The following is a 23,447-nucleotide window of genomic DNA, read 5'->3' as shown; positions in this document are numbered from 1 at the left end:
GCTGCCCGCGGGCACTGCCGGGGGTCAGCCTATCGGCGCGCACGTCACCACCCCACACCGCGGCGGTCACCCAGGGTCCGCCCGGGGTGTCGGAAGGGTTAGGATCTGCACACGTACGGCCACCACCCCCTCGTGGCCGCATCCGCGCATCCGCCCCTCCTCCCGGGATCCGGCGGAGGCTCCGCGCCGCACCGAAGGGCGCGGCGGATTTGTGCGAACCCCTGGCATGACGCACTATGTCTCAGTAAGGTAACGCTGCACCTCCGGGTTCGCTCGGCCTCCCGGCACCCTTTCCGCGCCATCCCCCGGACGCGGTCCCGCGCACACGAGGACCGTGCTCGACCGGGCCCGCCGGAGCCGACGAACCCATGACGGTCCAAGGATCACACCCGGATCGGCTCGGTCTTCGCCGCTCGGCGCCGACGCCGCCCACGCGGCCTGGGGACCGTGCACCTGTCCCAGAACCAGTCAACTCGGAGTCCACTCGTGGCCCCACCCATGACCAGCCCGCCTTCTCGCGACCAGCACACGGGGCGGAACGCCACCACGTCGACCGGTGCTTCCGGCCCGAAGGGGACCCCCGCCCCCGGCAGGGACGCACGTCTGGACAACGCCAAGTTCATCCTCGTCGCCCTCGTCGTGGTCGGCCACGCGGTCCAACCGCTCACCGACTACGCGCCCGCGGGCGCCCTGTACTACTGGATCTACTTCTTCCACATGCCCGCGTTCATCCTGATCAGCGGGTACCTTTCGCGGAACTTCGACGCCTCGTCGAACCGCGTGGAAAAGCTCGTCCTGTCCCTGGCGATCCCCTACCTCATCTTCTGGACGGTCCACCAGGCGATCTACGCCGTCGAGCGCGGGGGACTCCCGGAGTCCATGTCCGTCCTCAAACCCACGTGGACCCTGTGGTTCCTGGTGGCCCTGTTCCTGTGGCGGCTCAGCGTGCCCGTGTGGCAGCGGCTGCGCTGGCCCGTCGCGATCGCCGTGGTCATCTCGGTGTTCGCCGCCACCGCCGACCTCGGCACCACCCTGTCGCTGGGGCGTGTGCTCAGCTTCCTGCCCTTCTTCGTCCTGGGTCTGAGCCTGCGCAGGGAGCACTTCGCCCACCTCGACCGGTGGTGGGTGCGGATCTCCTCGGTGGTGGTCCTCGCCACGACCGCCGTCCTGGCCGTGCCGATCTCGGACCACCTGAGCCGGGACTGGCTGTTCTGGCGCGACAGCCTCACCGACCGCGACATCGACCCCCTGCTGCCGAGCATGGGCCTGCGGCTCGCGTTCATGGTGCTGGCCCTGCTGATGAGCGTGTCCGTGCTCGCCCTCACCCCCAAGCGGCACACCTGGATGACGAAGCTGGGCGCCTACTCGCTCTACGTCTACCTGGGGCACTCGGTGGTGCTCCTGTTGCTCAAGAACACCGCCTGGTACGACGTCATGTCCGGCCCCCTGGGGATGGCCGCGTCCATCGCCCTGGCGCTCGCCCTCACCCTGGTGCTGTGCGCCCCGTGGGTGCGCGCGAGCCTGCAGTGGTCGGTCGAACCGCAGTTGACGTGGTTCCTGCGCGAGGACTCCGTACTCCGGGTGGACCGCCGCGACGGCGCCTCCGCCACGGGGACGGCACGGCGAAAACGGCGGCGGACCGGCGCGGAGGGCGCCTGACGACAGCGCACACGCGTGTGGCCCCGGGAGCGACTCCCGGGGCCACACGCGTTCGACGGTTCAGCTGCCGCTGGTCGCGGGCACGGACGCGACGGCCGCGAGTTCACGGGAACGTGTCTCGAAACGGCGCGTCTCCTTCCACAGCCGCGCGACCAGGACCGCCTCGAAGAAGCCCAGCGCCGCGCACGAGAACACCGCGACCGGCAGGATCAGGCTCTCCACCGGCGACACGAGCGAGATCAGCGCGGTCACCGGAGCGACCACGCACAGGAACATCTCGAACTCGATACCGCTGAACAGGTGCGGGCGCACACGGCGCCGGAGCAGCTGGTCGCGGACCCGGGCGTACAGGCTGGTCGGGGCGGACGCCCCCGCCGCGGCCGGGGCGTCGGCGGCGTCGTTCTCCGGGTCCTCCTCCGCGGTGGCCGCTGGCTCGGCCTCCCCCGCGGCCGCGGCCAGGGCGCGCTTCATCGACCGGCGGGTCTTGGCGACCTGCGAGGCGTTGAGGTAGCGCAGCAGGTCGAAGAAGACCACGACCGGAGCGGCGATGAGGTAGGCGACACTGCCCGTGGCGGCCCACTGGCCGATGAGCAGGGTCATCACGCAGCCGAAGAACCGGATGCGGTCGAAGACGAAGTCGACCCACGAGCCGAACACCGAACCGGTGCCCTTGAGACGGGCGATCTTTCCGTCCATGCAGTCGAGCACGAAGCTGAGGTGGAAGAGCAGGGCCCCCAGCAGCAGCCAGGCCCAACCCGCCGACCCCTCCCACGCGGGCACGGCGAAGCAGACGGCGGACAGCAGTCCCAGCACGCCCGCGCCGAGCGTGAGCTGGTTCGGGGTGATGTTCGTGCGGTTGGCGGTCCAGACCACCAGCCGCCCGGCGAGGGGATCGACGAGGAAGACCGTCCACCAGGCGTCCCTGGCCTTGTAGGTCTCCGCCTTGACATGAGCGAGCGTGAAACGCGGCATGCGGGCTCTCCAGAAGCGCCCGTCCCGTGAGCGGACCCGGCGGCACGCGGCGTGGGGCCGGGAAGGGCTGTGACAGCGGGAATCCGGCCCATCATGCCAGATGGGGGTCGTGCAACCTAATCGGTGACGGCATACTTGACAGGTAAGAGGGGGATCAACAGGCGCCGCCTGCGCGAGCAGCAGCGGAGTGGTCCACCCCCTTCGGTCTCGACCGAGGTAGAGGCATTGCGTTTTCTCAACGACCAGGTCCCGCAGCAGGACCTGACCTACAGCGACGTGTTCATGGTCCCGTCCCGCAGCGCCGTGGGCTCGCGGCTGAGCGTGGACCTGTCGTCGCAGGACGGCACCGGCACCACCATCCCGCTGGTCGTGGCGAACATGACCGCGGTCGCCGGGCGCCGGATGGCCGAGACCGTCGCCCGGCGCGGCGGTGTCGCGGTCATCCCGCAGGACATCCCGATCGAGGTGGTGTCCGACGTGGTCAAGTGGACCAAGGAGCGGCACCTGGTCCACGACACCGCCATCACGCTCAACCCGGCCAGCACCGTCGGTGAGGCGCTCAACCTGCTGCCCAAGCGGGCGCACAACGCCGTGATCGTGGTCGACGACGAACGCCGCCCGGTCGGCGTGGTCACCGAGGCCGACTGCTCCGGCGTCGACCGCTTCGCGCAGCTGCGCGACGTGATGTCCACCGAGCTGGTGACCATCCCGGCGGACACCGAGCCCCAGGACGCGTTCGGGATCCTGCACGACTACCGGCACCGCCTGGCCCCGGTGGTCGACGGTGGCGGCGCCCTGGTGGGCGTCCTGACGCGGACCGGCGCCCTGCGCTCCACCCTGTACACGCCCTCCGTCGACGACCGGAACCGCCTCCGTGTGGCGGCGGCCGTGGGCATCAACGGCGACGTGGCGGGCAAGGCCGCCGAACTGCTGTCCGCCGGCGCGGACACACTGGTGATCGACACCGCGCACGGCCACCAGGAGAAGATGATCTCCGCGATCGCCAAGGTGCGCGCGCTGTCGCCGTCCGTGCCGATCGTGGCGGGCAACATCGTCACCGCCCGGGGCACCCGGGACCTCATCGAGGCGGGCGCGGACATCGTCAAGGTCGGTGTGGGCCCCGGCGCGATGTGCACGACCCGCATGATGACCGCGGTCGGCCGCCCGCAGTTCTCCGCCGTGCTGGAGTGCGCGGAGGCCGCCCGGGAGCTGGGCAAGCACGTGTGGGCGGACGGCGGTGTGCGCCACCCGCGCGACGTCGCGCTCGCGTTGGCCGCCGGCGCGTCCAACGTCATGGTGGGTTCGTGGTTCGCCGGTACCTACGAGTCCCCCGGCGACGTCATGCGCGACGCCGAGGGCAGGCAGTACAAGGAGAGCTTCGGCATGGCGTCGGCCAGGGCGGTCAAGCTCCGCACCGCCGACGACTCCCCGTTCGACCGCGCCCGCAAGGCCCTGTTCGAGGAGGGCATCTCCACGGGCCGCATGTACCTGGACCCGGAGCGGCCGAGCGTGGAGGACCTCATCGACCAGATCATCGCCGGTGTGCGCAGCTCGATGACGTACGCGGGCGCCACCTCGCTCGCCGAGTTCCACGAGCGCGCGGTCGTGGGCGTGCAGAGCGCCGCGGGCTACAACGAGGGACGCCCGGTCCCGACCAGCTGGTGACCGTGTCTTCCGCGCCCTCGTAGCCTCGGCCGGGGCTCGGGGCGCGGAGCACCGGGATTCTTCATCCTCGGCGGCGCCTGCCGCTCGTTCCTCGCTCGCGGCTCGCCTCGTCCTGCAGAACCCGGTACGCCCCTCGCCGTGTCTTCCGCGCCCTCGTCACCTCGGCCGGGGCTCGGGGTGGCTCAGTCGGAGGCCTGGCGTGCGGCGAGCGTCGCCTTGCGGTGCTCGCCGCACAGCCGGTCGGCGTGGCGGACCGGCTCGGGCACGCGGTACCTCGGTGACAGGCGCAGCACCAGGTCGGCCGCTCCCTCCAGGTCCACGCGGTGGCCCGCGGAGACGTAGACGGGTTTGACTCCGTCGCGGGTGCGCAGCACGCGCCCGATCACCTCCGCCCCCTCCGCGGCGAGCGCCGCCGAGTCCTCGACCAGCTCCGAACGACCGGCGACCATCGGCGTCCAGGCACCCCGCTCCCGACCCGGTTCGCTGTGCTTGCCGTACAGGACGGACTTGGCCGAGCCGACCACGGGCAGGTCGAGCAGCACACCCAGGTGGCAGGCGACGCCGAACCGCCGGGGGTGGGCCAGGCCGAAGCCGTCGCACAGGTACACGTCGGGGGTGACGGTGAGCCCGCCCAGCGCCTCCAGGACCGGGGGCAGCTCCCGGAAGGCGAACAGCCCCGAGACGTACGGGAACGTCGGTTCCGCGGAGATGACGGCCGAGTCGACGACCTCCAACGTGCGCGCGTCCAGGACCACCGCCGCCGCGGACAGCGCCGAGTCGTCCTTGGCGTAACTGACGTCCAGGCCCGCCACCAGTTCCACCGAGTCCGGGTCCAGCGGTTCCTCGCGTACCCGGTCGGCCATGCTCCGCTGCAGGGCGGTGGCCTCGCGGGGCTCGCGCGGCCACAGCTCCGGATCGTCCAGTACCCGGCGCACCCGTTTCGCGATCTCCGACACCCTCGTCCCCCGTTCCTCGTGTTCGTCCACCGGTGCGGACCGCCACCGGTTCGGCACCATCCAACCGCTCACGGGCCGCCGGACGGTAGTCGGGAGCGTCACCCAAGCCGTGAAGGGCGCCCTTCCGCGGCGTTGGAACACCGTGCCCGGGCCCGGCAACCGCCGGGCAAGACCCGGTCAAATTCTCCGCGTGGATTCCGCGCGGCGCGCGTGCGCCGCGTTGTGCGGCACTCCACAGTGCCGGACGCTCAAGCAAGCCGAGAGCGGCAGTACCGTGGAAGCACAGAATTTGCACTGACTGGTCAGTTCAAAAATGGGAGGCCGCAAGGATGCGTCGGGCCACCGGAGCTCGCGTCCACGCTGAGGGCGTCACACTCACCACCCGCGAGGGACCCGTCTACACGGGCGTCGACTTCACCGCACGCCCCGGAACCCTCACCGTCTTCCAGGCGGACTCCGGCGGCGGCCGCAGCTCCCTGCTGCTCACCCTGACCGGCCGGATGCGCCCCTCCTCCGGAGGGCTGCACGTGGACGGGTACTCCCTGCCCAAGCAGGCGCGCAAGGTGCGAAGGATCAGCGCGCTCGGCCTGATGGACGAGGTCAACGCGCTCGACGACCGCCTCCGCGTCAAGGAGCACCTCTCCGAGGGGATGCTGCTGCGGTTGCGCCCCGGGGTGCGCACGCTCACCGACCAGGCCATGGAGGCGGTCGGGCTCGCGGACCTCGACCGCACCACCCTGGTCAAGGAACTGACCATGCTCGAGCGACGACGACTGGGCGTGGCCCTCGCCCTCCTGGCCGAACCCCGGCTGCTCGCGGTCGACAACGTCGACGGCGGTCTCAGCGCGGAGCACCAGGCCGACATGTGGCGCACGCTCAAGGACCTGGCGAAGGAAGGACTCACGGTGATCGCCACCTGCGCCGACGACGAGGAATTCGACTCCGTCGCCGGTCCCGACACTCAGGGACCGATCCCCATCCGCCAGGGGGAACCCGCCGCCGGGACCGGCTCCCCCGAGGAGGACGACGCCCGCGGCGCCGTGCACATCGGTGAGCTCTTCGGCGGCGAGCACCGCGAGGACGAGGAGGACCACCGTGGCCAGGCGTAGACTCCCGCGCGCTCCGCGCGTACGCCCCTTCGCGGTCCCCCGCCTGGGGCTGCTGACCATGCGCTCCTTCCTCAGGTCGCCGCTGCCCACGGCGGCGCTGGCCGCGCTGCTGCTCATCCCCCTGCTGTACTCCGGCATGTACCTGTGGTCCTTCTGGGACCCGTTCGGCCGGATGAGCCATCTGCCGGTCGCCCTGGTCAACGAGGACGTCCCGGTCAGGGTCGGGGACGAGGAGGTCGACGCGGGCACCGAGCTCACCGAGACCCTCATCGACGGGGGTGACCTGGACTGGCAGCTGGTCGACGCGGAGGAGGCCGCACGCGGGCTCGGCGACGGCACCTACTACGTCACCCTCACCATCCCCGCGGACTTCAGCGAGAACCTCACCTCCCCGTCCCGTGACCGCGAGGAACCGGTCCCGGCGATGCTGGAGGCCGACTACAACGACTCCAACAGCTTCATCGTCCGCCAGCTCGGCAACAGCGCGTTCAAGGAGGTGCGCGACGCGGTCTCCGGCTCCACGATCAGCGGCTACCTCGACGAGATCTTCCTGGGCTTCAACGAGATCCACGGCAAGACGGAGGAGGCCGCCGAGGGCGCGGACGACCTCGCGGGCGGCGCCGACACCGCCGAGGAGGGGTCGGGCGAGCTGTCCGACGGCATCGACACCGCGCACACCGGCGCCGGGGACCTGAGCAGCGGGCTGGACGAGCTGTACGCAGGCTCCCAGACCCTGGCGTCGGGGGCCAACACCGCCTCCGAGGAGGTCTCGGGCAAGGTCGAGGCGCTCAACGAGTTCGCCGACGAGTACCTCCCCGACCTGGAGGAGGAGGACATCCCGACCATCCAGGAGCGCGCCTCGGTGGCCGCCGAGCTCGCCGACGGCATGGTCGCCGCGCTGGAGCTGCTGCCCGAGGAGATCGACACCACACACATGGAGTCGGCCGACCAGCGCCTGGACACCTGGATGGAGGAGAACCCGGAGCTGGAGACCGAGATGCCCGAGCTGTACGGCATCCTCACCGACGTCCAGGGCGCGATGGACACCGCCCTGTCCACGGCGCAGTTCGTCAACGACAACCGCGAGGACATCGAGGCGATCGCGGAGCAGGCCGCCGCCCTGTCCGCGAAGGCCGACGAGCTCTCGGAGGACCTCCCCGAGCTGGTGGACAAGGCCGAGAGCGCCCGCGACGACGTGAACGACCTGGCCGAGGGGCTGGAGGCGCTGGCCGAGGGAGCGGAGGACATCCGTGACGGCCTGGCCGTGGCGTCGGGTGGCGCGAGCGACCTGGACGACGGCCTGGGCGAGCTCAGCGGCGGCGCCGGCGACCTCCACGACGGGCTGGGCGAACTCGCCTCCGGTTCGGGCGAGCTCGCCGACGGCCTGGCCGAGGGTGTGGAGGAGATCCCCACCTACTCCGACGAGGGGCGCGGCACCGCGTCCGACATGATGAGCCAGCCCGTCCGGCTCGACAGCACCATCGACAACGAGGCGCCCAACTACGGAACCGGCTTCGCCCCGTTCTTCGTGCCCCTGTCCCTGTGGGTGGGCGCCATGGTGGTGTTCATGGTGCTGCCCGCGCTGTCCTCCCGGGCGCTGTCCTCGTCGGCGGCGTCGTGGCGGGTGGCCTTCGCGGGCCGGATCGTCCCGCTCCTGCTCGGCTTCGGTCAGGTGGCCGTCATGCTGGCCGCGCTGCACGCCCTCCTCGGGCTGGAGGCGCGGAACTGGCCGCTGCTGGTCGCGTTCCTGCTCCTGACCTCGGCGGCGTTCACCGCGACCGTGCAGTACCTGAACGTGAGGTTCAACGCGGCGGGACGCGTCGTCGCCCTGGTCCTGCTGGTGCTCCAGCTGACCTCGGCGGGCGGCACCTACCCGATCGAGACCAGCCCCGGGTTCTTCCAGGCGATCGCTCCCTTCCTCCCCCTGCACTGGGCGGTGACGGCGATGCGCCAGCTGCTGGGCGGCGGCGACATGTCGATCGTCTGGTCGGCCTTCGGTGTGATGTCGCTGTGGCTGGTCGTGCCGTTGCTGCTGACGTGGCTGGCGGTGGAGCGCAAGCGCGTCTGGACCATGAACTCCCTCTACCCCGCCCTGAAGCTCTGATGGCGGGCACGGCCCCGACCGGGGCAGAATGGACGGAATGAGCGTGAGCACTCCCCGAGCCGAGCGGCCCCGGAGCGGCCGGCGCGAAGCCACCCGGCAGCGTCTGTTCGACGCGGCGATCGCCCTGATCTCCGAGCAGGGGTACGGGGCGACGACGGTCGACGAGATCGCCGAACGGGCCGGGGTCGCCAAGGGCACCGTCTACTACAACTTCGGCGGCAAGAGCGAGCTGTACACGGCCCTCATGGAATGGGGTGTGACCCGGCTGGCCGACACACTGAAGGAGGCCGTGCCCGCCCCCGGCCCGGAGGTGGGCCCCCGGGAGGCGCTCGCCGCGGTGCTGCGCGCCGGTGTGGTCTTCATCGGGACGCACGAGGCGCTGGCCCGCCTGCTGATGGCCGAGGCCTGGCGGACCAACCGGGCGTGGTACACCACGGTCCGGCAGATCCGCACCAAGGCGATCGGCGTGATCACCGACCTCCTCGACGACCTCGTCCGGGAGGGGCTGGCACGGCCGGACCTGGATACCTCCCTTGCGGGATCGGCGCTGTTCGGCATGGTGGTATCCATGGCCCTCGACTGGCGGACGCTCCAACCGGACCGCCCGGTCGAGGACATCCACACCACCTTGGCGCACATGGCGGAGGGTCTCGTCGGCCCGTCGTCGCCTCCACCTGTGCGGTGACGTCCACACAAGCACGAGAGGGCTCCGCGATGGCCGACCTGTATCCCCTGCTCCCCCTCACCGCGGGGCTGATCACACTGTGGATCGTGACCCGGGACACCCGCCTCGACCTGCGTCTGGCCCGGCACGGTGTCCGGGCCAAGGGGCGGGTGATCGGCTACAACGAGACCTCGTCCTCCTCCCGGATGATCGTGCAGTTCCGCACCGAGGACGGCGAGGAGGTGCACGCCGAGCACGAGAACACCGGGTGGACGGCCTCGCGCGCGGGGGAGATCGTCACCATCTCCTACGACCCGAACGCCCCGGAGATGGCCCGGATCATCTCCGCGCCGTGGCTGAGCCGCTGGGTGCGCGGGCTCTTCGGGACGATGGGGACGGTGCTGCTGTTCAGCGGCCTCCTGCTGGGCTACCTGGCGTGGGCATGACGTCCGCCCCGACCGGAGGCGCCTCCTCGGGCGGGCTGTAGCGGACCAGGCGGTCGGGCAGCCCGCCGTCGAGTGTGGAACGGGTGCGCACGCGGACCCCGCACACCAGGTCGACGAGGCCCACCCGGTCGCGCCGCACGAGGGCGGTGCTGCCGTGCACGGCGACCACCATCAGGGCGATCCACCAGTGGTCGAGGGTGAGCAGCACGACGACCGGCGTCTGGAGCAACAGCGTGCGCGCCACCACCCGCCACCGGGCGGCCGGGCTCGGGCGCCCGCGCTCGGCCAGCGCCAGCCGGAGGGCTGCGCACCCGGGTGCGCAGCGGTCCCGGCGCGCCAGGGGCAGGAGCAGGCCCAGGACGAACGCCAGACCGAGCGGGACGGCCGTCGCGACCGCCTCCCCGTCCCGGGGGTCCACCAAGCCGAACAGGCGGGCCAGGGCGGTGAGCGTGGCCGCCCCGTACCACCACAGGCCCAGGTCGAGCAGAGCGGCGAGCATCCGCCGTGAGGGGGCGGGCGCGGCGCGGTCGGCCACGGCGGAGGGCCATCCCCGGGCCGGGCCGCCGGGCCACAGCGGCAGGAGCCACCGCGCGGCCGACCAGCCGACGAGGGCCCCGACCACGCCGGTCCCGGCCACCAGCGGGGAGCTCGGGGCGTAGGCGCAGGGGTAGACGCCGAGCAGCCCGGTGGCACGCACGGCGTACACCGCCGCGGACAGGGCCGCACCGAGCGCGAGCGTGCTCCAGAGCCCCAGTCGGAAGCGGTAGCGCCCCAGGAAACCGACCGGGACGAGGACGGCGCAGCCGAGGAGCAGCGATCGCGGTGCGTGGGCGGGGTGGGTCGACTCGGCCGTCGTCGACGGGACGGTTTCGGCGAAGGGGGAGCAGAGGCCGTCGACGAAGGCGGGCAGCGGCCAGACCGCGTACGCCGCCAGCCCGGTCCCGGTGAGCACGGCAGCCATGGTGAGTTGGCCGCTCCATCCGTGGACCGTGCCGTAGCGGCGGTGCTGGCCGCCCAGCGCGAGCGCCACCCCTACCGTGACCAGCAGGGGAACGGCCACGACGGCCACGTCGACCGCGGGCTGTCCCCCGCCGAAAGGCTGCACCATGCTCGTTCCCCCGCTCGCCCGGACCGGGCCGTGCGCTCCGAAGAACACGACCTGGGCCCTTCACTCCGGGGCGCAACGCTAGTACGCTCCGGCAAGGCGTGTGACCCGAACACCCCTTTGTCCTGGTACGGTCCAATACCGCTGATGACGATCGCTCGGCGCGGGGAAACACCCCCTCGCGCCCTACGTGACCTTTGTCCCAACCACCCCCGCTCTCGGACAAGGGACAACGCGCTCGGGAGCAGCTGACGAGTGTGCTTCCGCCCAGCCCAACCCCGTCCCGGGCACCCGGATCCGTCGGCCGGAACGGACCGAGATAGCATCCCCAAACGCCAGAACGGCGCAAAAGTCGTTACTCTGCGGTAAGTCCCGCGTCGCCCCCGGCCACCGGACGCGACCAGCGAAGCGGTGGGGCCCACGCGAGACGCCCCGCGGCGCCGACCCCACGGCGCCAGGAGGCGGGCCGACCCCCGGCACCGCATCGAGACGACGTCGACACGGATCGACAGGAGAACCGTGCAAGCAGTACAGAAGCGACGCGGGCGAACGATCGCCGCCCGGATCCGCTCCATGGTCATGATCCCCACCGCCGCGCTGGTCGCGCTCTGGCTGATCATCACGTTCGTCCTGGCCTACGACGCTGTCTTCCAGCTCCTGCGCGCCAGAGCGACCCATGAGATGGTGACCCCCGCGGCCGTCGGCCTGGTGCATGTGATGGAGGAACGGTCCGCCACCGTCGCCTACATCGAGCGCCCCGACAACGCCGAGCTCGAACAGCAGATGATGGAGGCGCGCCAGGAGTCCGACGCCACCATCGGCGTGGTGATCGAGGACCTCATCGGCTTCGTCGACATCGCCCCGGGCCGGACCGGCGACCGGATCGAGGAGCTCTACGGCCAGTACGGCGAGATCAACCGGATCCGCGCGGCGGTCGACTCCGGGTCCGCGTCCCGCGCCGCCGTCCTCGACTACTACGACGCCCTGATGCTGGCGGGCGCCGACGTCTTCGACGCCCAGGGACGCGACGGCAACACCGGGGAGTCGACCAGCTCCGGCTTCACCGCCGTCTACATGTTCCGCACCGTCGACGCGTTCGCGCGTACCGACGCCCAGCTCCAGCGCGCCTTCGCCTCCGGCGAGCTCGGCCACGAGGACCAGCACGAGTTCACACAGCTCGTCGGCACCTACCAGAACCTCCTGGAGTCCAACGCGCACTACCTGGAGGGCCCCGGGCAGCTCGAACGCTACGAGGCCCTCATGGCCAGTCCCGAGTACGCGGCGCTGCTGGAGATGCAGGAGGAGATCATCCACCGGGAGATCCCCACGGAGACGGTCTTCGACCCGACCACCGGCCAGCAGGAGACCGTCCAGGACCTGACGATGCCGGTGGACGAGGAGGAGTGGCGCGCGGCCTACGACCACACGCTCTCCGAGCTGACCGACCTCGGTGCCGACGAGGCCCTGAACTCCGCCAACGTCACCGGTGACTACGCCTGGTCGCGGGTGTTCTGGGCGGTGACCATCAGCCTCGGTTCCGCCGCCGTGATCGGCCTGGCATCCACCCTGGCCCGCAGGTCCTCCCAGAACCTCACCCGGCGCCTGCTCAGGCTGCGCGACGACTCCATCGACCTGGCCGAGAACCGGCTGCCCGACATCATGCGCCGTCTGCACGAGGGCGAGCGCGTGGACACCGGGGCGGCCATGCCGGGTCTGTCCACCAGCGACGACGAGATCGGTGACGTCGCCCGGGCGTTCAACTCCGCCCAGCGCGCGGCCGTCGACGAGGCCGTGCAGCAGACCGAGCTGCGCCACGGCGTCAACCGGGTCTTCCTCAACATCGCCCACCGCAGCCAGACGCTGGTCCACCGCCAGCTGCGGCTGCTGGACAAAATGGAGCGCGAGCAGGAGGACCCCGAGCAGCTGGAGCAGCTGTTCAAGCTCGACCACCTGGCCACCCGGTCCCGCCGCAACGCCGAGAACCTGCTCATCCTCGGCGGTGAGGCGCCCGGCCGGACCTGGCACCGTCCGATGCCGCTGATCGACGTGCTGCGCGGGGCGATCTCCGAGTCCGGCGACTACACCCGCGTCAAGCGCGAGCGCATCGCCCGCGTACACCTCAACGGCCCCGCCGTCGCCGACGTCATCCACCTGGTCGCCGAGCTCGTCGACAACGCCGCGATGTTCTCCCCGCCCCACACGCACGTGCGGCTGAGCAGCGAGGACGTGCCCAACGGGGTGACGATCGAGATCGAGGACCGCGGCCTGGGCATGACCGACGGCGAACTCGCCTCGGCCAACGCGCTGCTGTCGAACCCGCCCGAGTTCGACGTCATGCGGCTGAACGAGAAGATGCGCCTCGGCCTGTTCGTGGTCTCGCACCTGGCGCACCGGCACGGTATCCGGGTGCACCTGCGCTCGTCGCCCTACGGCGGCGTGCAGGCGATCGTCCTCCTGCCGCACGAGCTCATCGCCGGCGGCCGCCCGCAGTCCTCGCCCGCCGAGGAGGAGGACATCTGGGAGGTCCGCGCGATCACCGACCGTCCGGCGCCCCCGTCCTCCAACGGCGCCAAGCCTGTGCTCACCCCGGTGGCGACGCCCCCGTCAGACGACACGACCGGGAACGAGGACGAGGGCACGGCCGCGCGCCCCGCTCCCACCCTGGCCGCCGCGCCGGACCCGGTCACCACCGACGGTGAGGCTGACGGCGCCGCGGAGGAGGGGACGGCCGCGGACGACCCGGGCGCGAAGGGCGCCGAGGACGGAACGACCACGGACAGCTCCTCGGACGGCGCCCAGGACGGCGGCACCGCACCGGACACCGCCGCACCGGCCGAGGACCTCCTGAGCTCGAACGTGAACGGCGACGGCCCCCTGCCGTCCCGCACCCGCGACACCGGTCCGACCGGCGACGGGCCCACGCCCCCCGCCCCCGCGGCCGCACGCCCCGCCCTGCCCGTCCGCGACCCCGGCGCCACCAAGACGGCCGAGCGCTCCTCCGGCGCCGGCGTGCTCGGCACCGGGTCCACGGACGTGGTCGAGGCCGGGGGCGGACGGCCGCCGCTCCCCAAGCGGCGGCCGCAGGAGAACCTGGCCCCGCAGCTCGCGGCAGAATCCCCGGAGGACCCGGCCGGCCCCGCGGCGGGACTCGGTGCCGGCACCGGCAGGGTCCAGGGCGGCTCCCCCGACGGCGCTGAGCGGCTCGCACGCCTGCGCCGGAACATGTCCGCGTTCCAGAAGGGGACGGACCGCGGACGGCGCGAAGGCAAGCAGCAGACCCACGACACCGACAAGGACGCCTAACGTGACGAGCACCCCTGACAGCGCCGACCTCGGAAACGGCGCGGGCAAGAAGGACATCGACTGGCTCCTGGACGAGCTGCTCGACCGTGCGGTCGGGTCGCGGCACGCGATCGTGCTGTCGGCCGACGGACTGCTCATCGGCCGCTCCCGTGACCTGGTCAAGGAGGACGCCGAACACCTGTCCGCGGTGGCATCCGCCTTCCAGAGCCTGGCCCGGGGCACCGGCCGTCACTTCGGTGGGGGCGAGGTCCTCCAGACCGTGGTGGAGATGGAGAGCGCCTACCTGTTCGTCACGGGCGCCGGGCGCGGCGCCTGCCTGGCGGTCCTGGCGGAGGAGAGCGCCGACGTCGGCCTCATCGCCTACGAGATGAACGTACTGGTCGAGCAGGTGGGCCGATACCTGGACGCCGCTCCCAGGAACGAGGGCGCGACCGGGGAAGCCACGCGATAGGGGGCGGTTATGCAAGCGCACAACGAGCACGATCCGGGCGAGATACCGCACGGCCTCCCGCACCGCGACGCGGTCGGCGGGTTCGGCTCGGACGAGCCGGAGTCGGCCGCTCAGCAGGAGGCCGGCCCCCTCGTCCGCCCGTACGTGATCGCGCAGGGCCGCGACCACGCGGACACCGTGCAGCTGGACATGATCAGCGTCGTGATCGCCGCCAAGCGGGCCGAGGTGGACGAGATGGCGCTCGAACCGGAGCAGCTCCGCATCCTGGAGCTGTGCCGTCGCCCCCAGTCGGTGGCCGAGGTGTCCGCGCACCTGGACATCCCGGTCGCCGTCGTCAAGGTTTTGCTCAGCGACCTCCTCAACCGCGGTCTGGCCCTGGCCCGCGCCCCCTACACAGCGAAGAGCCCGGTGAGCCGGGACGTACTCCAGGCGGTACTCGATGGCATCCAAAGACTCTGACAACGACGACCAGGCGCCCGTCCCGTCGGCGCTGAAGATCCTCGTGGCGGGCGGCTTCGGGGCCGGTAAGACCACGTTGGTCGGCTCGGTGAGCGAGATCGCCCCGCTCAGCACCGAGGAGGTGATGACGGAGGCCAGCTACGGGGTCGACGACCTGTCCGGGGTGGAGGCCAAGTCGACCACGACCGTGGCGCTGGACTTCGGCCGTATCACCATCAGCCCCACCCTCGTCCTGTACCTGTTCGGCACCCCGGGCCAGGAGCGCTTCTGGTTCATGTGGGAGGAGCTGTCCGAGGGCGCGCTCGGGGCGATCGTCATCGCCGACACGCGCCGCCTGGAGACGTGCTTCGCGGCCGTGGACTTCTTCGAGCGGCGCGGCGTGCCGTTCGTGGTGGCGGTGAACTGCTTCGAGGGAGCGCACCTGTACGAGGCGGACGAGGTGCGCGGCGCGCTCAGCCTCGACCCGTCCATCCCCGTGGTGCTCAGCGACGCGCGCGACCGCGAGTCCTCGAAGAACGTCCTGCTCACGCTGGTCAACCGGGTCGCCGAGCGCATGGCGGCCTGACCGCTCCGGTCCGGCGCGGTCGCCGACCCCGCCCACCGCGCCGGACCGGCTGGTCCCGGGCACGTTTACATCCAGTGCCTACAGGTAAAGTTCGGGCCGTGAGGCACCGCGCCTGCGCGCGTGGCACATCCACGGCCCCCTGCCCCGGCGCGGTCGGGCCCGCACCGAGGTGACTGGAGAACACCATGAAGCGGTTCGAGTGGCGCGACCGAATCCACGCGCTGGACGCCGAAGCCGACTGCGAGCGGATCGTCAGCATCCTGGGCGGCCACGAGTTCCCCTGGGACATCGAACAGGCCCTGGGACTGGCCCTCTACCGCACCTACGCCGTCCCGAGCATCGGCGAGCTGCTGGCCCGGACCAAGGAGTTCACCTCCCGCACCCAGCACCGGTACGACGACACCGCGCTGATCCTCAACGACATCCTGGAACACGGGTTCGGTCCGGGGCGGGGGCGCGACGCGCTGCGCCGCATGAACCAGATGCACCGCTCCTACGACATCTCCAACGACGACTTCCGCTACGTGCTCAGCACCTTCGTCGTCATGCCCGTGCGCTGGCTCAACGACTACGGGTACGGCTGGCGGCGCCTGACCGAGCACGAGATCGCGGCCAGCACCAACTACTACCGCAAGCTCGGCAGGCACATGGGGATCAAGGACATCCCCGAGACCTACGAGGAGTTCTACGAGCTCTTCGACTCCTACGAGCGCGAGCACTTCGCCTACACCGAGGGCGGCCGCGCGGTCTCCGACGCCACCCTCGCGCTGATGGCGCGGTTCTACCCCGCATGGCAGCGACCGTTGATCCGCCCGTTCACCCGGGCCCTCCTGGACGACCGCCTGGTCCGGGCCTTCGACTACCCCGAGCCCTCCCGCGCCTGGCGGGTGCTCGCCCGCACCGGCCTGCGCCTGCGCGCCAGGGCGGTGCGCGGGATGAGGCCGCGCGTGCGGCCGCGCCGGGCCCGGCAGAGCCCGAACATCCGCAACTACCCGAACGGCTACGACCCGTCCCGGATCGGCACCTTCCCCAAGGGCTGCCCGGTCCCGCACGACCTGGCCACCGTGGAGGTGCCCGGTACGGGGGCGCTCGTTCCCGCCCCCGGCCAGGAGCTCGCTCCCGGCACCTCGTCCGAGGCCCGCTCCGCCTCGTCCGAGACCGTCGCCGCGCGGCCCGCGGAACCGTCCGAACGCTGACAGCCCCCGTCCACGGCCATGTCCCCGCCGTTTCCCCGCGCCCCTCCGGCGCGATTCCCGAGCCCGGCCGCCTCCCCGCCCGGCCGTGCCGTCGGCGTGCCCGGAATCCCCACCGCGGCGCCGTCCCTCCCCCCATCCCCCGCCCCACACCACCCCCGACGAAGGAGTGTCATGACGCGCTTCGACCTGCGCGACGAGATCCACCGGCTGGACCCCGAGGCCGACTGCGTGCGGATCATGCAGATCCTCACCTCGCTGGAGTTCCCCTGGGACATGGGCCGGGCCCTGGGCATCGCCCTGTACCGCACCTACGCGGTCCCCAGCATCGGTGAACTGCTCGGGAAGACGGACGCGTTCACCGGGCAGACCCAGAAGCGGTACGACGACACCGCCCTGATCCTGAGCAACATCATGCGGCACGGGTTCGAGCCCGGTCAGGGGCGCGACGCGCTGCGCCGCATGAACCAGATGCACCGCTCCTACGACATCTCCAACGACGACTACCGCTACGTGCTCAGCACCTTCGTCGTCATGCCCGTGCGCTGGCTCAACGACTACGGGTACGGCTGGCGGCGCCTGACCGACCACGAGATCGCGGCGATCACGCACTATTACCGCAAGCTCGGCAGGCACATGGGGATCAAGGACATCCCCGAGACCTACGAGGAGTTCCGCGCACTCCTGGACGCCTACGAGGACGAGCACTTCGCCTACACCGAGGGCGGCCGCGCGGTCTCCGACGCCACCCTCGACCTCATGGTCACCTTCTACCCGCCGCGTGTGGCCGGGTTGGCGCGCAAGTTCTCGATGGCGATCCTCGACGACTCCCTGATCCGGGCCTTCCGCTACGACCCGCCGAGCCGTGCCTGGCGCCGCTCCTCGGACATCGCCCTGAAGCTGCGCGCCAAGGTGGTGCGCAGGATGAAGCCGCGCGAGGAGCCACTGTGGGCGGACAACAACCCGAACGTGCGCAGCTACCCGAAGGGCTACGACGTCAACCGGATCGGCACGTTCCCCGCGAGCTGCCCGGTGGCGCACGACGTCGACCCGGTCGGACACGTCGAGGGGGCCGGCGCGGACGGTTCGGCGTGACACCGCCTCCCACCGGCTCCCCGATCTGCGACGACCGGTCCGGCCCCGCGGGCGGTCCCGGGGACGAGCCCCGTGGGGGCGGGTCCGGCGCCCTGCCGCGGTCGGTGCACGCCTGGTACGGCAGCGGCGCCGTGGCCACGAGTGTGTTCAACACCGTTCCGGGCCTGCTGCTGCTCATCTACCTGACCGACTCCCTCTCGGTGAGTCCCGCTCTGGCGGGGATCGTGGTCTTCCTGCCCAAGCTGGTCGATCTTCTGGTCAGTCCGTACATCGGCATCTGGTCAGATCGGACGCGATCGTCGTGGGGTCCGCGCCGTCCGTGGATGCTCGCGGGCGCGCTGACCCTCCCGGTCCTGTTCGCGGCCGTGTTCGCGGGCCCTCCCCTCCAGGGGGACGCGGCCGCCGGGTACGTGGCGCTGCTCTTCGTCGCGGCCGCGCTTGCGGCGTCGATGTTCCAGGTACCGCACACCGCGATGCCGGGTGAGATCACCGACGACTACCACGAGCGGTCCACGTTCAACACGTGGCGGACCGCCTTCGTCGGGCTGGCCCTGCTGCTCGGCGGGGCGGCGGCGCCGGTCATCCAGTCGTCCTTCGACGACGACGCCACCGGCTACCGGGTCATGGGCCTGGCGATGGGAGCGGTGCTCCTGGCGGCCATGCTGGGCTCCGTCGCGGGCACGCGACGGGCCCCGCGTCCGGTGTTCGGCCACCGGACCGAGGGGCTGCTACCCCAGCTGCGGGCGGCGTTCGGCCACCGGCACTTCCGGGTGCTGTTCCCGGCCCACCTGCTCATGGCGGTCGCGAGCGGGACGATGGTGGCGGGCGTTCCCTACGTCACCGCCAACGTCATGGGTGAACCGGCCTACACGAGCATTCTCATGATGTGCGTCCTGGTGCCGCTGATGGTCACGGCACCGCTGTGGAAACGGCTGTCGGTACGCGTCGACAAACGGGCGGCGGCCGGGTACGCGGCCGGGGTGTTCGCGCTCGGCGGTCTGGGGCTGCTGCTCATCCCGGTCTGGGGCGTGCCCGGGGCGGTGCTGTCGTCCGTCCTGGTCGGTGTCGGGTTGTCCGGAACCCATCTGCTTCCGGCGTCCATGCTGGCCGACTGCTTGGCCACACCGAGCGAGTCGGGGCAGCGCCAGGGTGGCGTTCTGTCCGGGGTGTGGACCTCGGGTGAGGCGATGGCGCAGGCCGTGGGCACGGGACTGCTGTCCCTGTCCTTGGCGGTCAGCGGATACGTGGAGTCCGGCGCGGGCGAGACCGTGCGCCAGAGCGACGAGGCCCTGCGGGGCATGCTGGTCGGGAGCACGCTGGTGCCCGCCGCGATCATGCTCTCGTGCCTGGTTCCGCTGGCCTTCTACCGCCTGACCGCCGCGGGCGTGGGCACGCGGCGGACGTGAGCGCCACCGGGTGTCCGCTCGCCGAGCGGACACCCGGTGCGCCCCACCCGGGCCGCGACGCGGTCCGGTCACCCGGGGAACACGGTCAGCCCGCCGAGATCCGACAGCGCCGCGTCGAGATCCTCCGACGCGCCGCGCAGCGTCACGTCGAGGAAGACGAGCGTGGCCCGCGCGGTGGTCCGGTGCGCGGCGGTCCGGTCGGCCGTTCCGACCAGTGAGGGCACCGGCGGGAGGTAGAGGGGCGCGTCGGTGAAACTCAGGTGCGCGGCCTCGGCGACCGTCAGCCGGTAGCCCGGTCCGGCGCTCGCCTCCAGGACCCTGTCCAGGCTCTCCGCGTAGCGCCGGTCGCCTTCGGCGTCGCCCGTCCCCGCGCCCGCGACGAGCGCGAGCAGCGGCTGGGGATAGGTCGTGGCCGCCACGCGCCCCGGATACCCGTCGAGATCGATCACGGCCGTGAACCCGTGTTCCCGGACCGCGGCCGCGATGGCCGCCGCGCCGCCAAGGGAGTGACCGGCGGCGGCGACGCGGCGCAGGTCGAGCCGTCCGGCCAGTGGTCCCCGACCGGAGTCGTTCTCCTCGCGCAGACGGGCGAGGACGAAACGCATGTCCTGCGCCCGGATCGACGTCCACTCCGCGGCGCGCCGCTCGTCCTCGTCCGGGTCGCCCGTCGCCGCCACCCGTCCCCGGATGACCGTCCCGTCCTCCAGGACGACCACCGCCGAGTCGTGGGGATGGTCCAACGCGACCACGACGTATCCGTGGCTCGCCAGTTCCTGAGCCCAGGCCGTGTTCTGGGAGCGCACACCCCCGAGACCGGGAGAGAAGACCACCACCGGGTACCGCGACCGCCCCGGCGCGACCTCGGCGCCCGTGGTCGCGTGCGTGTCGGCTCGGGCCGCGTCGTCCAGCAGGAATCCGGGGACACCGAACGCGTCCGCCAGCCCGTCGGCGACCACGCGCGCCTCGCCCGCGCTGCGCCCGAGGTAGGGAGCGCGGTCACCCGGTCCGGCGTCCCCGTCGGCCGGATACCACATCTGGGCGACCACGATCCGGTGGTCGTCGGGGTCGTCCGTCCACGTCTCCTCCCGTCCCCGGTCGTCCCACTGCACGGTGGTCGTACCGACCGCGTACTCCCCCGTCGGCTCCGGAAGGACGACCACCGGGAAGGACCACGCCGCCAGGGATCCGACGGCGGTCACCGCCAGGGCCACGGCCGTACTGGCCGCGACGAGGCCACGGGCGGCCCGCCGTGGCCCGCGTCGGCGCGACGCGAGGGCCACCAGGGCGAGGACCGCCCCCGCGATGATCGGCAGCCACTGCCAGCGCGGTTCACCCGCCACCACCAGTCCGGCCCCGGCCGCCAGGAGGAGGACGGCCGCGACGCGTGCGGGCGGCCCAGGGACGCGGGGCGGCGTCCAGGCGGCGAGCAGCGAGACGACGATCGAACAGACGAACACGGCTTCGGGCAGGGGCACGGAGAGCCTCCTCGGCGGACACGGCGCTGACGGGACCACCGAAACTACGGATCGCCGCGGCGGCGGGAATCCACCCGGAGTCCGAACCTCACGTCCACGGCATGCGACCGCGGTCCCGGGTCCTCCGGTCCGTCAGGCGGTGGCCCCCCGGTCCTCCGGCCCGCCTCAGTCCGTGTTCGGGGAGGCCAGTCCGGCCTCGAAGGCGAAGAGCACGAGGCCCACCCGGTCCCGGCGGCCCAGTTTCGCCAACAGGCGGCCCACATGTGTCTTGACGGTGCCCTCGGCCATGTGGAGGCGGTCGCAGATCTCCCGGTTCGTCGCACCGGCGGCGATCTCCCGGAGCACCTCCGTCTCACGCGGCGTGAGCGTCGCCAGCGATCGGGCGTAGGCGTTGCGCCCGGGGCCGCCGGGGAGGGTGTCGACGACCCGGTCCAGCAGACGCCGGGTCGGCCCCGGCGCCAGGACGGAGCCGCCGTCGGCCACGCTCCGGACCGCGGACAGCAGATCCTCCTGGCGGGCGTCCTTGAGGAGGAACCCCGCGGCACCGGCCCCGAGCGCCGTGAAGACGTACTCGTCGAGGTCGAACGTGGTCAGGATCAGCACCCGTGCCGGGTTCCCCGCCCGGGTCAGCCTCCTGGTCGCCTCGACGCCGTCCGTCACCGGCATGCGGATGTCCATCAGGACGACGTCCGCGCGGACCGTCCGCAGGGCCTCCACCGCGGCGGCCCCGTCTCCCGCCTCCCCGACCACGGCCATGTCGTCCTGGGCGTCGATCATCATCCGGAAACCGTCGCGGACCAGGCGTTGGTCGTCGACGAGGAAGACGGAGACGCTCATGGTCGCACCCCCTCCTCCGTGGGCGTCCGCAGCGGAAGCACCGCGTGGAGTCCGAACCCTTCCGGTGCCCGCGGACCGCACACCATCGTCCCTCCGTGCAGGCGGACCCTCTCCCGCATGGCCCGCAGCCCGTGTCCGCGACCGTCGTCGCGGGCGGCGGAACCGAGTCCGTCGTCGCTCACGTGGACCTCGACCGCCTCCGCCGTGACCACCACCAGCACGTCCAGGACGGCGGCGGACCCGGCGTGGCGCAGGAAGTTGGTCGCGGACTCCTGGACGAGCCGGTAGACCGTCAGGCCGAGCACCGACCCGACCGCCGCGGGCGGCCCGTCGACCCGCAACCGGGCCCGGCCCCCGAGCCCGCCGACGAGTTCCCCGAGGTCGGCGAGCCCCGGAGGGGGCCGGTTTCCCTCCGGGCTCCCGGGAGTGTCGCCCCGCCGCAGCAGCGCGACCATCTCCCTCATGTCCTCCAGCGCCTCCCGGGCGGTCGCCGAGACCACCGACAACACCTCGAAGGTGCGCTCCGGGCCGCGCGCGGCCAGGGCCCGGCCTCCCTCGGCCTGGACGGCGATCACGGACAGCGAGTGCGCCACGATGTCGTGCACCTCCCGTGCGATCCGGCCGCGCTCCTCGGCCACCGCCTCGGCGGCGGCCCGGTCCGCCCGGTCCCGTCCCCGGCGGCCGAGGGCGTAGGCGACCAGCACCACGCCCGCGTGGGCCGCCACGGTCGTCAGCACGTCCCCGGCGGCGACCGCCTCCTCCCCGGTCGTCAGCCACCGGACGGGACCGACCACGGCCCCGGCCAGCGCGACGCCGAGACCGACCCGTGCCGGCGCCCTCCGGGACCATCGGGCGAGCCCGTGGACCAGGACGGGTACGGCGATCACCGCGGCGGTGGGTCCGGTCAGGAGGAGCGCGTGTGCTCCCGCGGCGGCGGTCGCCCACGCCAGGGCCAGGGCCGGAAGGGTCCTGCGCACCGCGAGGGAGGCTCCCAGGGCCACGCTCAGCACCGCGGCGAGGGGATCGGAGAGCGCGAAGGCGGCCCCGACCGCCGCGACACCGCTGGCGAGCGCGGCGTCCTCGACCCACACGGGTAGGCGGACGTCGGCACCGACGTGCCGTGTTCGGATCGGTCTCCGGTCGGACATACCGGCCCATGCTAGTGAGGGCGCCGCCGCCCGCCATCCGACCGTGGTCTGAGACCGGTCAGCGGCCCAGCCGCCGCCACACCGCCCGGGGGAGCATCCGCATCCCCGCGAACACCGGTCCCAGCACGCGCGGGGCCCACACCGTGGTGGACCCGGAGCGCAACCCGGCCGCCACCGCCTCGGCCACCCGCCCCGGCGTGGCGGGGAAGGGCGCGGGATCCACGTGCGCGGACATCCGCGTCGGCACGTAGCCCGGGCGCACCACCAGCACGCGCGCGCCGGTGCCGTGCAGGGAGTCGGCCAACCCCTGCGCGAAGCCGTCCAGACCGGCCTTGGCCGACCCGTAGACGAAGTTGAACCGGCGCACCCGCACCCCGGCCACGGACGAGAGCACGACCAACGCGCCGTGGCCCTGGGCGCGCAGGCGCGCGGCCACGGCCAGACCGACGGACACGTGTCCCGTGTAGGTGACCGCCGCGGCGCGGGCGGCGGCGGCCGGGTCGGCCTCGAACTCCGCCTGGTCCCCCAGGACGCCGAACGCGTCCACGACCACGTCCAGGTCGCCGACCAGTTCCACGACGTGGTCGACGACCTTCACGTGGGTGTCGGGGAGGGTCGCGTCGAAGTCCACCGAGCGCACGGTGGCGCCGAGGGCGGTGAGCGCGCTCGGGTACGCCTCCACGCCGCCCCGGGCCGCGAGCACCACCTCGCGGGCGCCGTCCCTGACCAGCCGTTCGACGATGGCCAGGCCGATCTCGCTCCGGCCGCCGAGCAGCAGCACCGTCCGCACGGTTCCCACCGAGTCGCGCATGGTCGGTCGTCCTCTCCTTCGGCT

Annotated in this window: 20 protein-coding genes; 13 read left to right on the top strand and 7 right to left on the bottom strand. The window is 72.3% G+C overall.

Annotated elements, in window-relative coordinates; all coding sequences use genetic code 11:
- Positions 1–498: 498 nt before the first annotated feature.
- A complete protein-coding gene (locus KIK06_RS28825; RefSeq protein WP_268646263.1) occupies positions 499–1,659 on the top strand; it encodes an acyltransferase family protein in 1,161 nt (386 codons plus the stop codon).
- A gap of 60 nt (positions 1,660–1,719) precedes the next feature.
- On the opposite strand, the gene KIK06_RS28820 is transcribed toward KIK06_RS28825, so the two are convergent.
- The gene (locus KIK06_RS28820; protein WP_268645788.1) at positions 1,720–2,631 is read right to left on the bottom strand and encodes a CDP-alcohol phosphatidyltransferase family protein; all 912 of its coding nucleotides are present in this window, start codon (positions 2,629–2,631) and stop codon (positions 1,720–1,722) included.
- Positions 2,632–2,856: 225 nt separating this feature from the next.
- Between KIK06_RS28820 and KIK06_RS28815 the strand changes: the two genes are divergently transcribed.
- Positions 2,857–4,296, top strand: coding sequence for a GuaB1 family IMP dehydrogenase-related protein (locus KIK06_RS28815; protein WP_268645787.1), 1,440 nt, complete (start codon positions 2,857–2,859; stop codon positions 4,294–4,296).
- A 182-nt stretch (positions 4,297–4,478) separates the two neighbouring features.
- Here the strand turns inward: KIK06_RS28815 and KIK06_RS28810 are convergent, their stop codons facing one another.
- Positions 4,479–5,252 carry an endonuclease V gene (locus KIK06_RS28810; protein WP_268646260.1) on the bottom strand — a complete coding sequence of 258 codons (774 nt, stop codon included), beginning with the start codon at positions 5,250–5,252 and terminating at the stop codon, positions 4,479–4,481.
- Between the two features lie 329 nt (positions 5,253–5,581).
- On the opposite strand from KIK06_RS28810, the gene KIK06_RS28805 reads away from it, so the two are divergent.
- From KIK06_RS28805 to KIK06_RS28790, 4 genes are read left to right on the top strand one after another with little or no spacing between them, the layout of a single operon-like run.
- Entirely contained in the window at positions 5,582–6,361 is a 780-nt protein-coding gene (locus KIK06_RS28805; RefSeq protein ID WP_268645786.1) for an ATP-binding cassette domain-containing protein, read from the top strand.
- 58 nt (positions 6,362–6,419) lie between these two features.
- Complete coding sequence (locus tag KIK06_RS28800; protein ID WP_268646257.1) at positions 6,420–8,465, top strand: YhgE/Pip domain-containing protein; 2,046 nt, start codon at positions 6,420–6,422, stop codon at positions 8,463–8,465.
- A gap of 37 nt (positions 8,466–8,502) precedes the next feature.
- Positions 8,503–9,150 carry a TetR/AcrR family transcriptional regulator gene (locus KIK06_RS28795; RefSeq protein ID WP_017600403.1) on the top strand — a complete coding sequence of 216 codons (648 nt, stop codon included), beginning with the start codon at positions 8,503–8,505 and terminating at the stop codon, positions 9,148–9,150.
- Between the two features lie 29 nt (positions 9,151–9,179).
- Positions 9,180–9,575, top strand: coding sequence for a DUF3592 domain-containing protein (locus KIK06_RS28790; RefSeq protein WP_017600404.1), 396 nt, complete (start codon positions 9,180–9,182; stop codon positions 9,573–9,575).
- Here KIK06_RS28790 and KIK06_RS28785 read toward each other — a convergent pair.
- The gene (locus tag KIK06_RS28785) at positions 9,538–10,683 is read right to left on the bottom strand and encodes a hypothetical protein (RefSeq protein ID WP_017600405.1); all 1,146 of its coding nucleotides are present in this window, start codon (positions 10,681–10,683) and stop codon (positions 9,538–9,540) included. The genes KIK06_RS28790 and KIK06_RS28785 overlap by 38 nt on opposite strands.
- Positions 10,684–11,199: 516 nt before the next feature.
- On the opposite strand from KIK06_RS28785, the gene KIK06_RS28780 reads away from it, so the two are divergent.
- The 7 genes from KIK06_RS28780 to KIK06_RS28750 all read left to right on the top strand — a co-directional run bounded on the left by KIK06_RS28780 (position 11,200) and on the right by KIK06_RS28750 (position 19,152).
- Positions 11,200–13,983 (top strand): sensor histidine kinase, encoded by a 2,784-nt coding sequence (locus KIK06_RS28780; RefSeq protein WP_268645785.1) that lies wholly within the window; start codon positions 11,200–11,202, stop codon positions 13,981–13,983.
- A 1-nt stretch (position 13,984) separates the two neighbouring features.
- Entirely contained in the window at positions 13,985–14,434 is a 450-nt protein-coding gene (locus KIK06_RS28775; RefSeq protein ID WP_017600407.1) for a roadblock/LC7 domain-containing protein, read from the top strand.
- 9 nt (positions 14,435–14,443) lie between these two features.
- A complete protein-coding gene (locus KIK06_RS28770) occupies positions 14,444–14,893 on the top strand; it encodes a DUF742 domain-containing protein (protein ID WP_017600408.1) in 450 nt (149 codons plus the stop codon).
- Positions 14,874–15,458, top strand: a complete 585-nt coding sequence (locus KIK06_RS28765) for a GTP-binding protein (RefSeq protein WP_268645784.1) — start codon at positions 14,874–14,876, stop codon at positions 15,456–15,458. The genes KIK06_RS28770 and KIK06_RS28765 overlap by 20 nt, the downstream gene beginning before the upstream one ends.
- Before the next feature lie 185 nt (positions 15,459–15,643).
- A complete protein-coding gene (locus KIK06_RS28760; protein WP_268645783.1) occupies positions 15,644–16,654 on the top strand; it encodes an oxygenase MpaB family protein in 1,011 nt (336 codons plus the stop codon).
- 171 nt (positions 16,655–16,825) lie between these two features.
- Entirely contained in the window at positions 16,826–17,746 is a 921-nt protein-coding gene (locus KIK06_RS28755) for an oxygenase MpaB family protein (RefSeq protein WP_268645782.1), read from the top strand.
- Positions 17,747–17,769: 23 nt separating this feature from the next.
- Positions 17,770–19,152: an MFS transporter gene (locus KIK06_RS28750; RefSeq protein ID WP_442789838.1), complete on the top strand. Its 1,383-nt coding sequence runs from the start codon at positions 17,770–17,772 to the stop codon at positions 19,150–19,152.
- Positions 19,153–19,220: 68 nt separating this feature from the next.
- Here the strand turns inward: KIK06_RS28750 and KIK06_RS28745 are convergent, their stop codons facing one another.
- The 4 genes from KIK06_RS28745 to KIK06_RS28730 all read right to left on the bottom strand — a co-directional run bounded on the left by KIK06_RS28745 (position 19,221) and on the right by KIK06_RS28730 (position 23,423).
- A complete protein-coding gene (locus KIK06_RS28745; RefSeq protein ID WP_268645781.1) occupies positions 19,221–20,627 on the bottom strand; it encodes an alpha/beta hydrolase family protein in 1,407 nt (468 codons plus the stop codon).
- Positions 20,628–20,792: 165 nt separating this feature from the next.
- Positions 20,793–21,464 carry a response regulator transcription factor gene (locus KIK06_RS28740; protein ID WP_268645780.1) on the bottom strand — a complete coding sequence of 224 codons (672 nt, stop codon included), beginning with the start codon at positions 21,462–21,464 and terminating at the stop codon, positions 20,793–20,795.
- Positions 21,461–22,612 (bottom strand): sensor histidine kinase, encoded by a 1,152-nt coding sequence (locus KIK06_RS28735; RefSeq protein WP_268645779.1) that lies wholly within the window; start codon positions 22,610–22,612, stop codon positions 21,461–21,463. Before KIK06_RS28735 ends, KIK06_RS28740 begins: the two co-directional genes overlap by 4 nt.
- Before the next feature lie 58 nt (positions 22,613–22,670).
- On the bottom strand, positions 22,671–23,423 hold the full coding sequence (locus tag KIK06_RS28730; protein WP_268645778.1) for a decaprenylphospho-beta-D-erythro-pentofuranosid-2-ulose 2-reductase: 753 nt from the start codon (positions 23,421–23,423) through the stop codon (positions 22,671–22,673).
- Positions 23,424–23,447 lie beyond the last annotated feature (24 nt).

The sequence above is a fragment of the Nocardiopsis sp. EMB25 genome (assembly GCF_026797795.1).
GTDB lineage: Bacteria > Actinomycetota > Actinomycetes > Streptosporangiales > Streptosporangiaceae > Nocardiopsis > Nocardiopsis lucentensis.
Note: the sequence above shows the minus strand (reverse complement) of the source record. Positions and strands in the feature narration are given on the sequence as shown.

Coding starts and splice junctions, on each gene's coding strand:
- KIK06_RS28820 (WP_268645788.1), bottom strand. CDS start 2,631: ATGCCGCGTTTCACGCTCGCTCATGTCAAGGCGGAGACCTACAAGGCC.
- KIK06_RS28795 (WP_017600403.1), top strand. CDS start 8,503: ATGAGCGTGAGCACTCCCCGAGCCGAGCGGCCCCGGAGCGGCCGGCGC.
- KIK06_RS28765 (WP_268645784.1), top strand. CDS start 14,874: ATGGCATCCAAAGACTCTGACAACGACGACCAGGCGCCCGTCCCGTCG.
- KIK06_RS28740 (WP_268645780.1), bottom strand. CDS start 21,464: ATGAGCGTCTCCGTCTTCCTCGTCGACGACCAACGCCTGGTCCGCGAC.
- KIK06_RS28730 (WP_268645778.1), bottom strand. CDS start 23,423: ATGCGCGACTCGGTGGGAACCGTGCGGACGGTGCTGCTGCTCGGCGGC.
- KIK06_RS28755 (WP_268645782.1), top strand. CDS start 16,826: ATGACGCGCTTCGACCTGCGCGACGAGATCCACCGGCTGGACCCCGAG.
- KIK06_RS28800 (WP_268646257.1), top strand. CDS start 6,420: ATGCGCTCCTTCCTCAGGTCGCCGCTGCCCACGGCGGCGCTGGCCGCG.
- KIK06_RS28735 (WP_268645779.1), bottom strand. CDS start 22,612: ATGTCCGACCGGAGACCGATCCGAACACGGCACGTCGGTGCCGACGTC.
- KIK06_RS28785 (WP_017600405.1), bottom strand. CDS start 10,683: ATGGTGCAGCCTTTCGGCGGGGGACAGCCCGCGGTCGACGTGGCCGTC.
- KIK06_RS28770 (WP_017600408.1), top strand. CDS start 14,444: ATGCAAGCGCACAACGAGCACGATCCGGGCGAGATACCGCACGGCCTC.
- KIK06_RS28760 (WP_268645783.1), top strand. CDS start 15,644: ATGAAGCGGTTCGAGTGGCGCGACCGAATCCACGCGCTGGACGCCGAA.
- KIK06_RS28805 (WP_268645786.1), top strand. CDS start 5,582: ATGCGTCGGGCCACCGGAGCTCGCGTCCACGCTGAGGGCGTCACACTC.
- KIK06_RS28790 (WP_017600404.1), top strand. CDS start 9,180: ATGGCCGACCTGTATCCCCTGCTCCCCCTCACCGCGGGGCTGATCACA.
- KIK06_RS28825 (WP_268646263.1), top strand. CDS start 499: ATGACCAGCCCGCCTTCTCGCGACCAGCACACGGGGCGGAACGCCACC.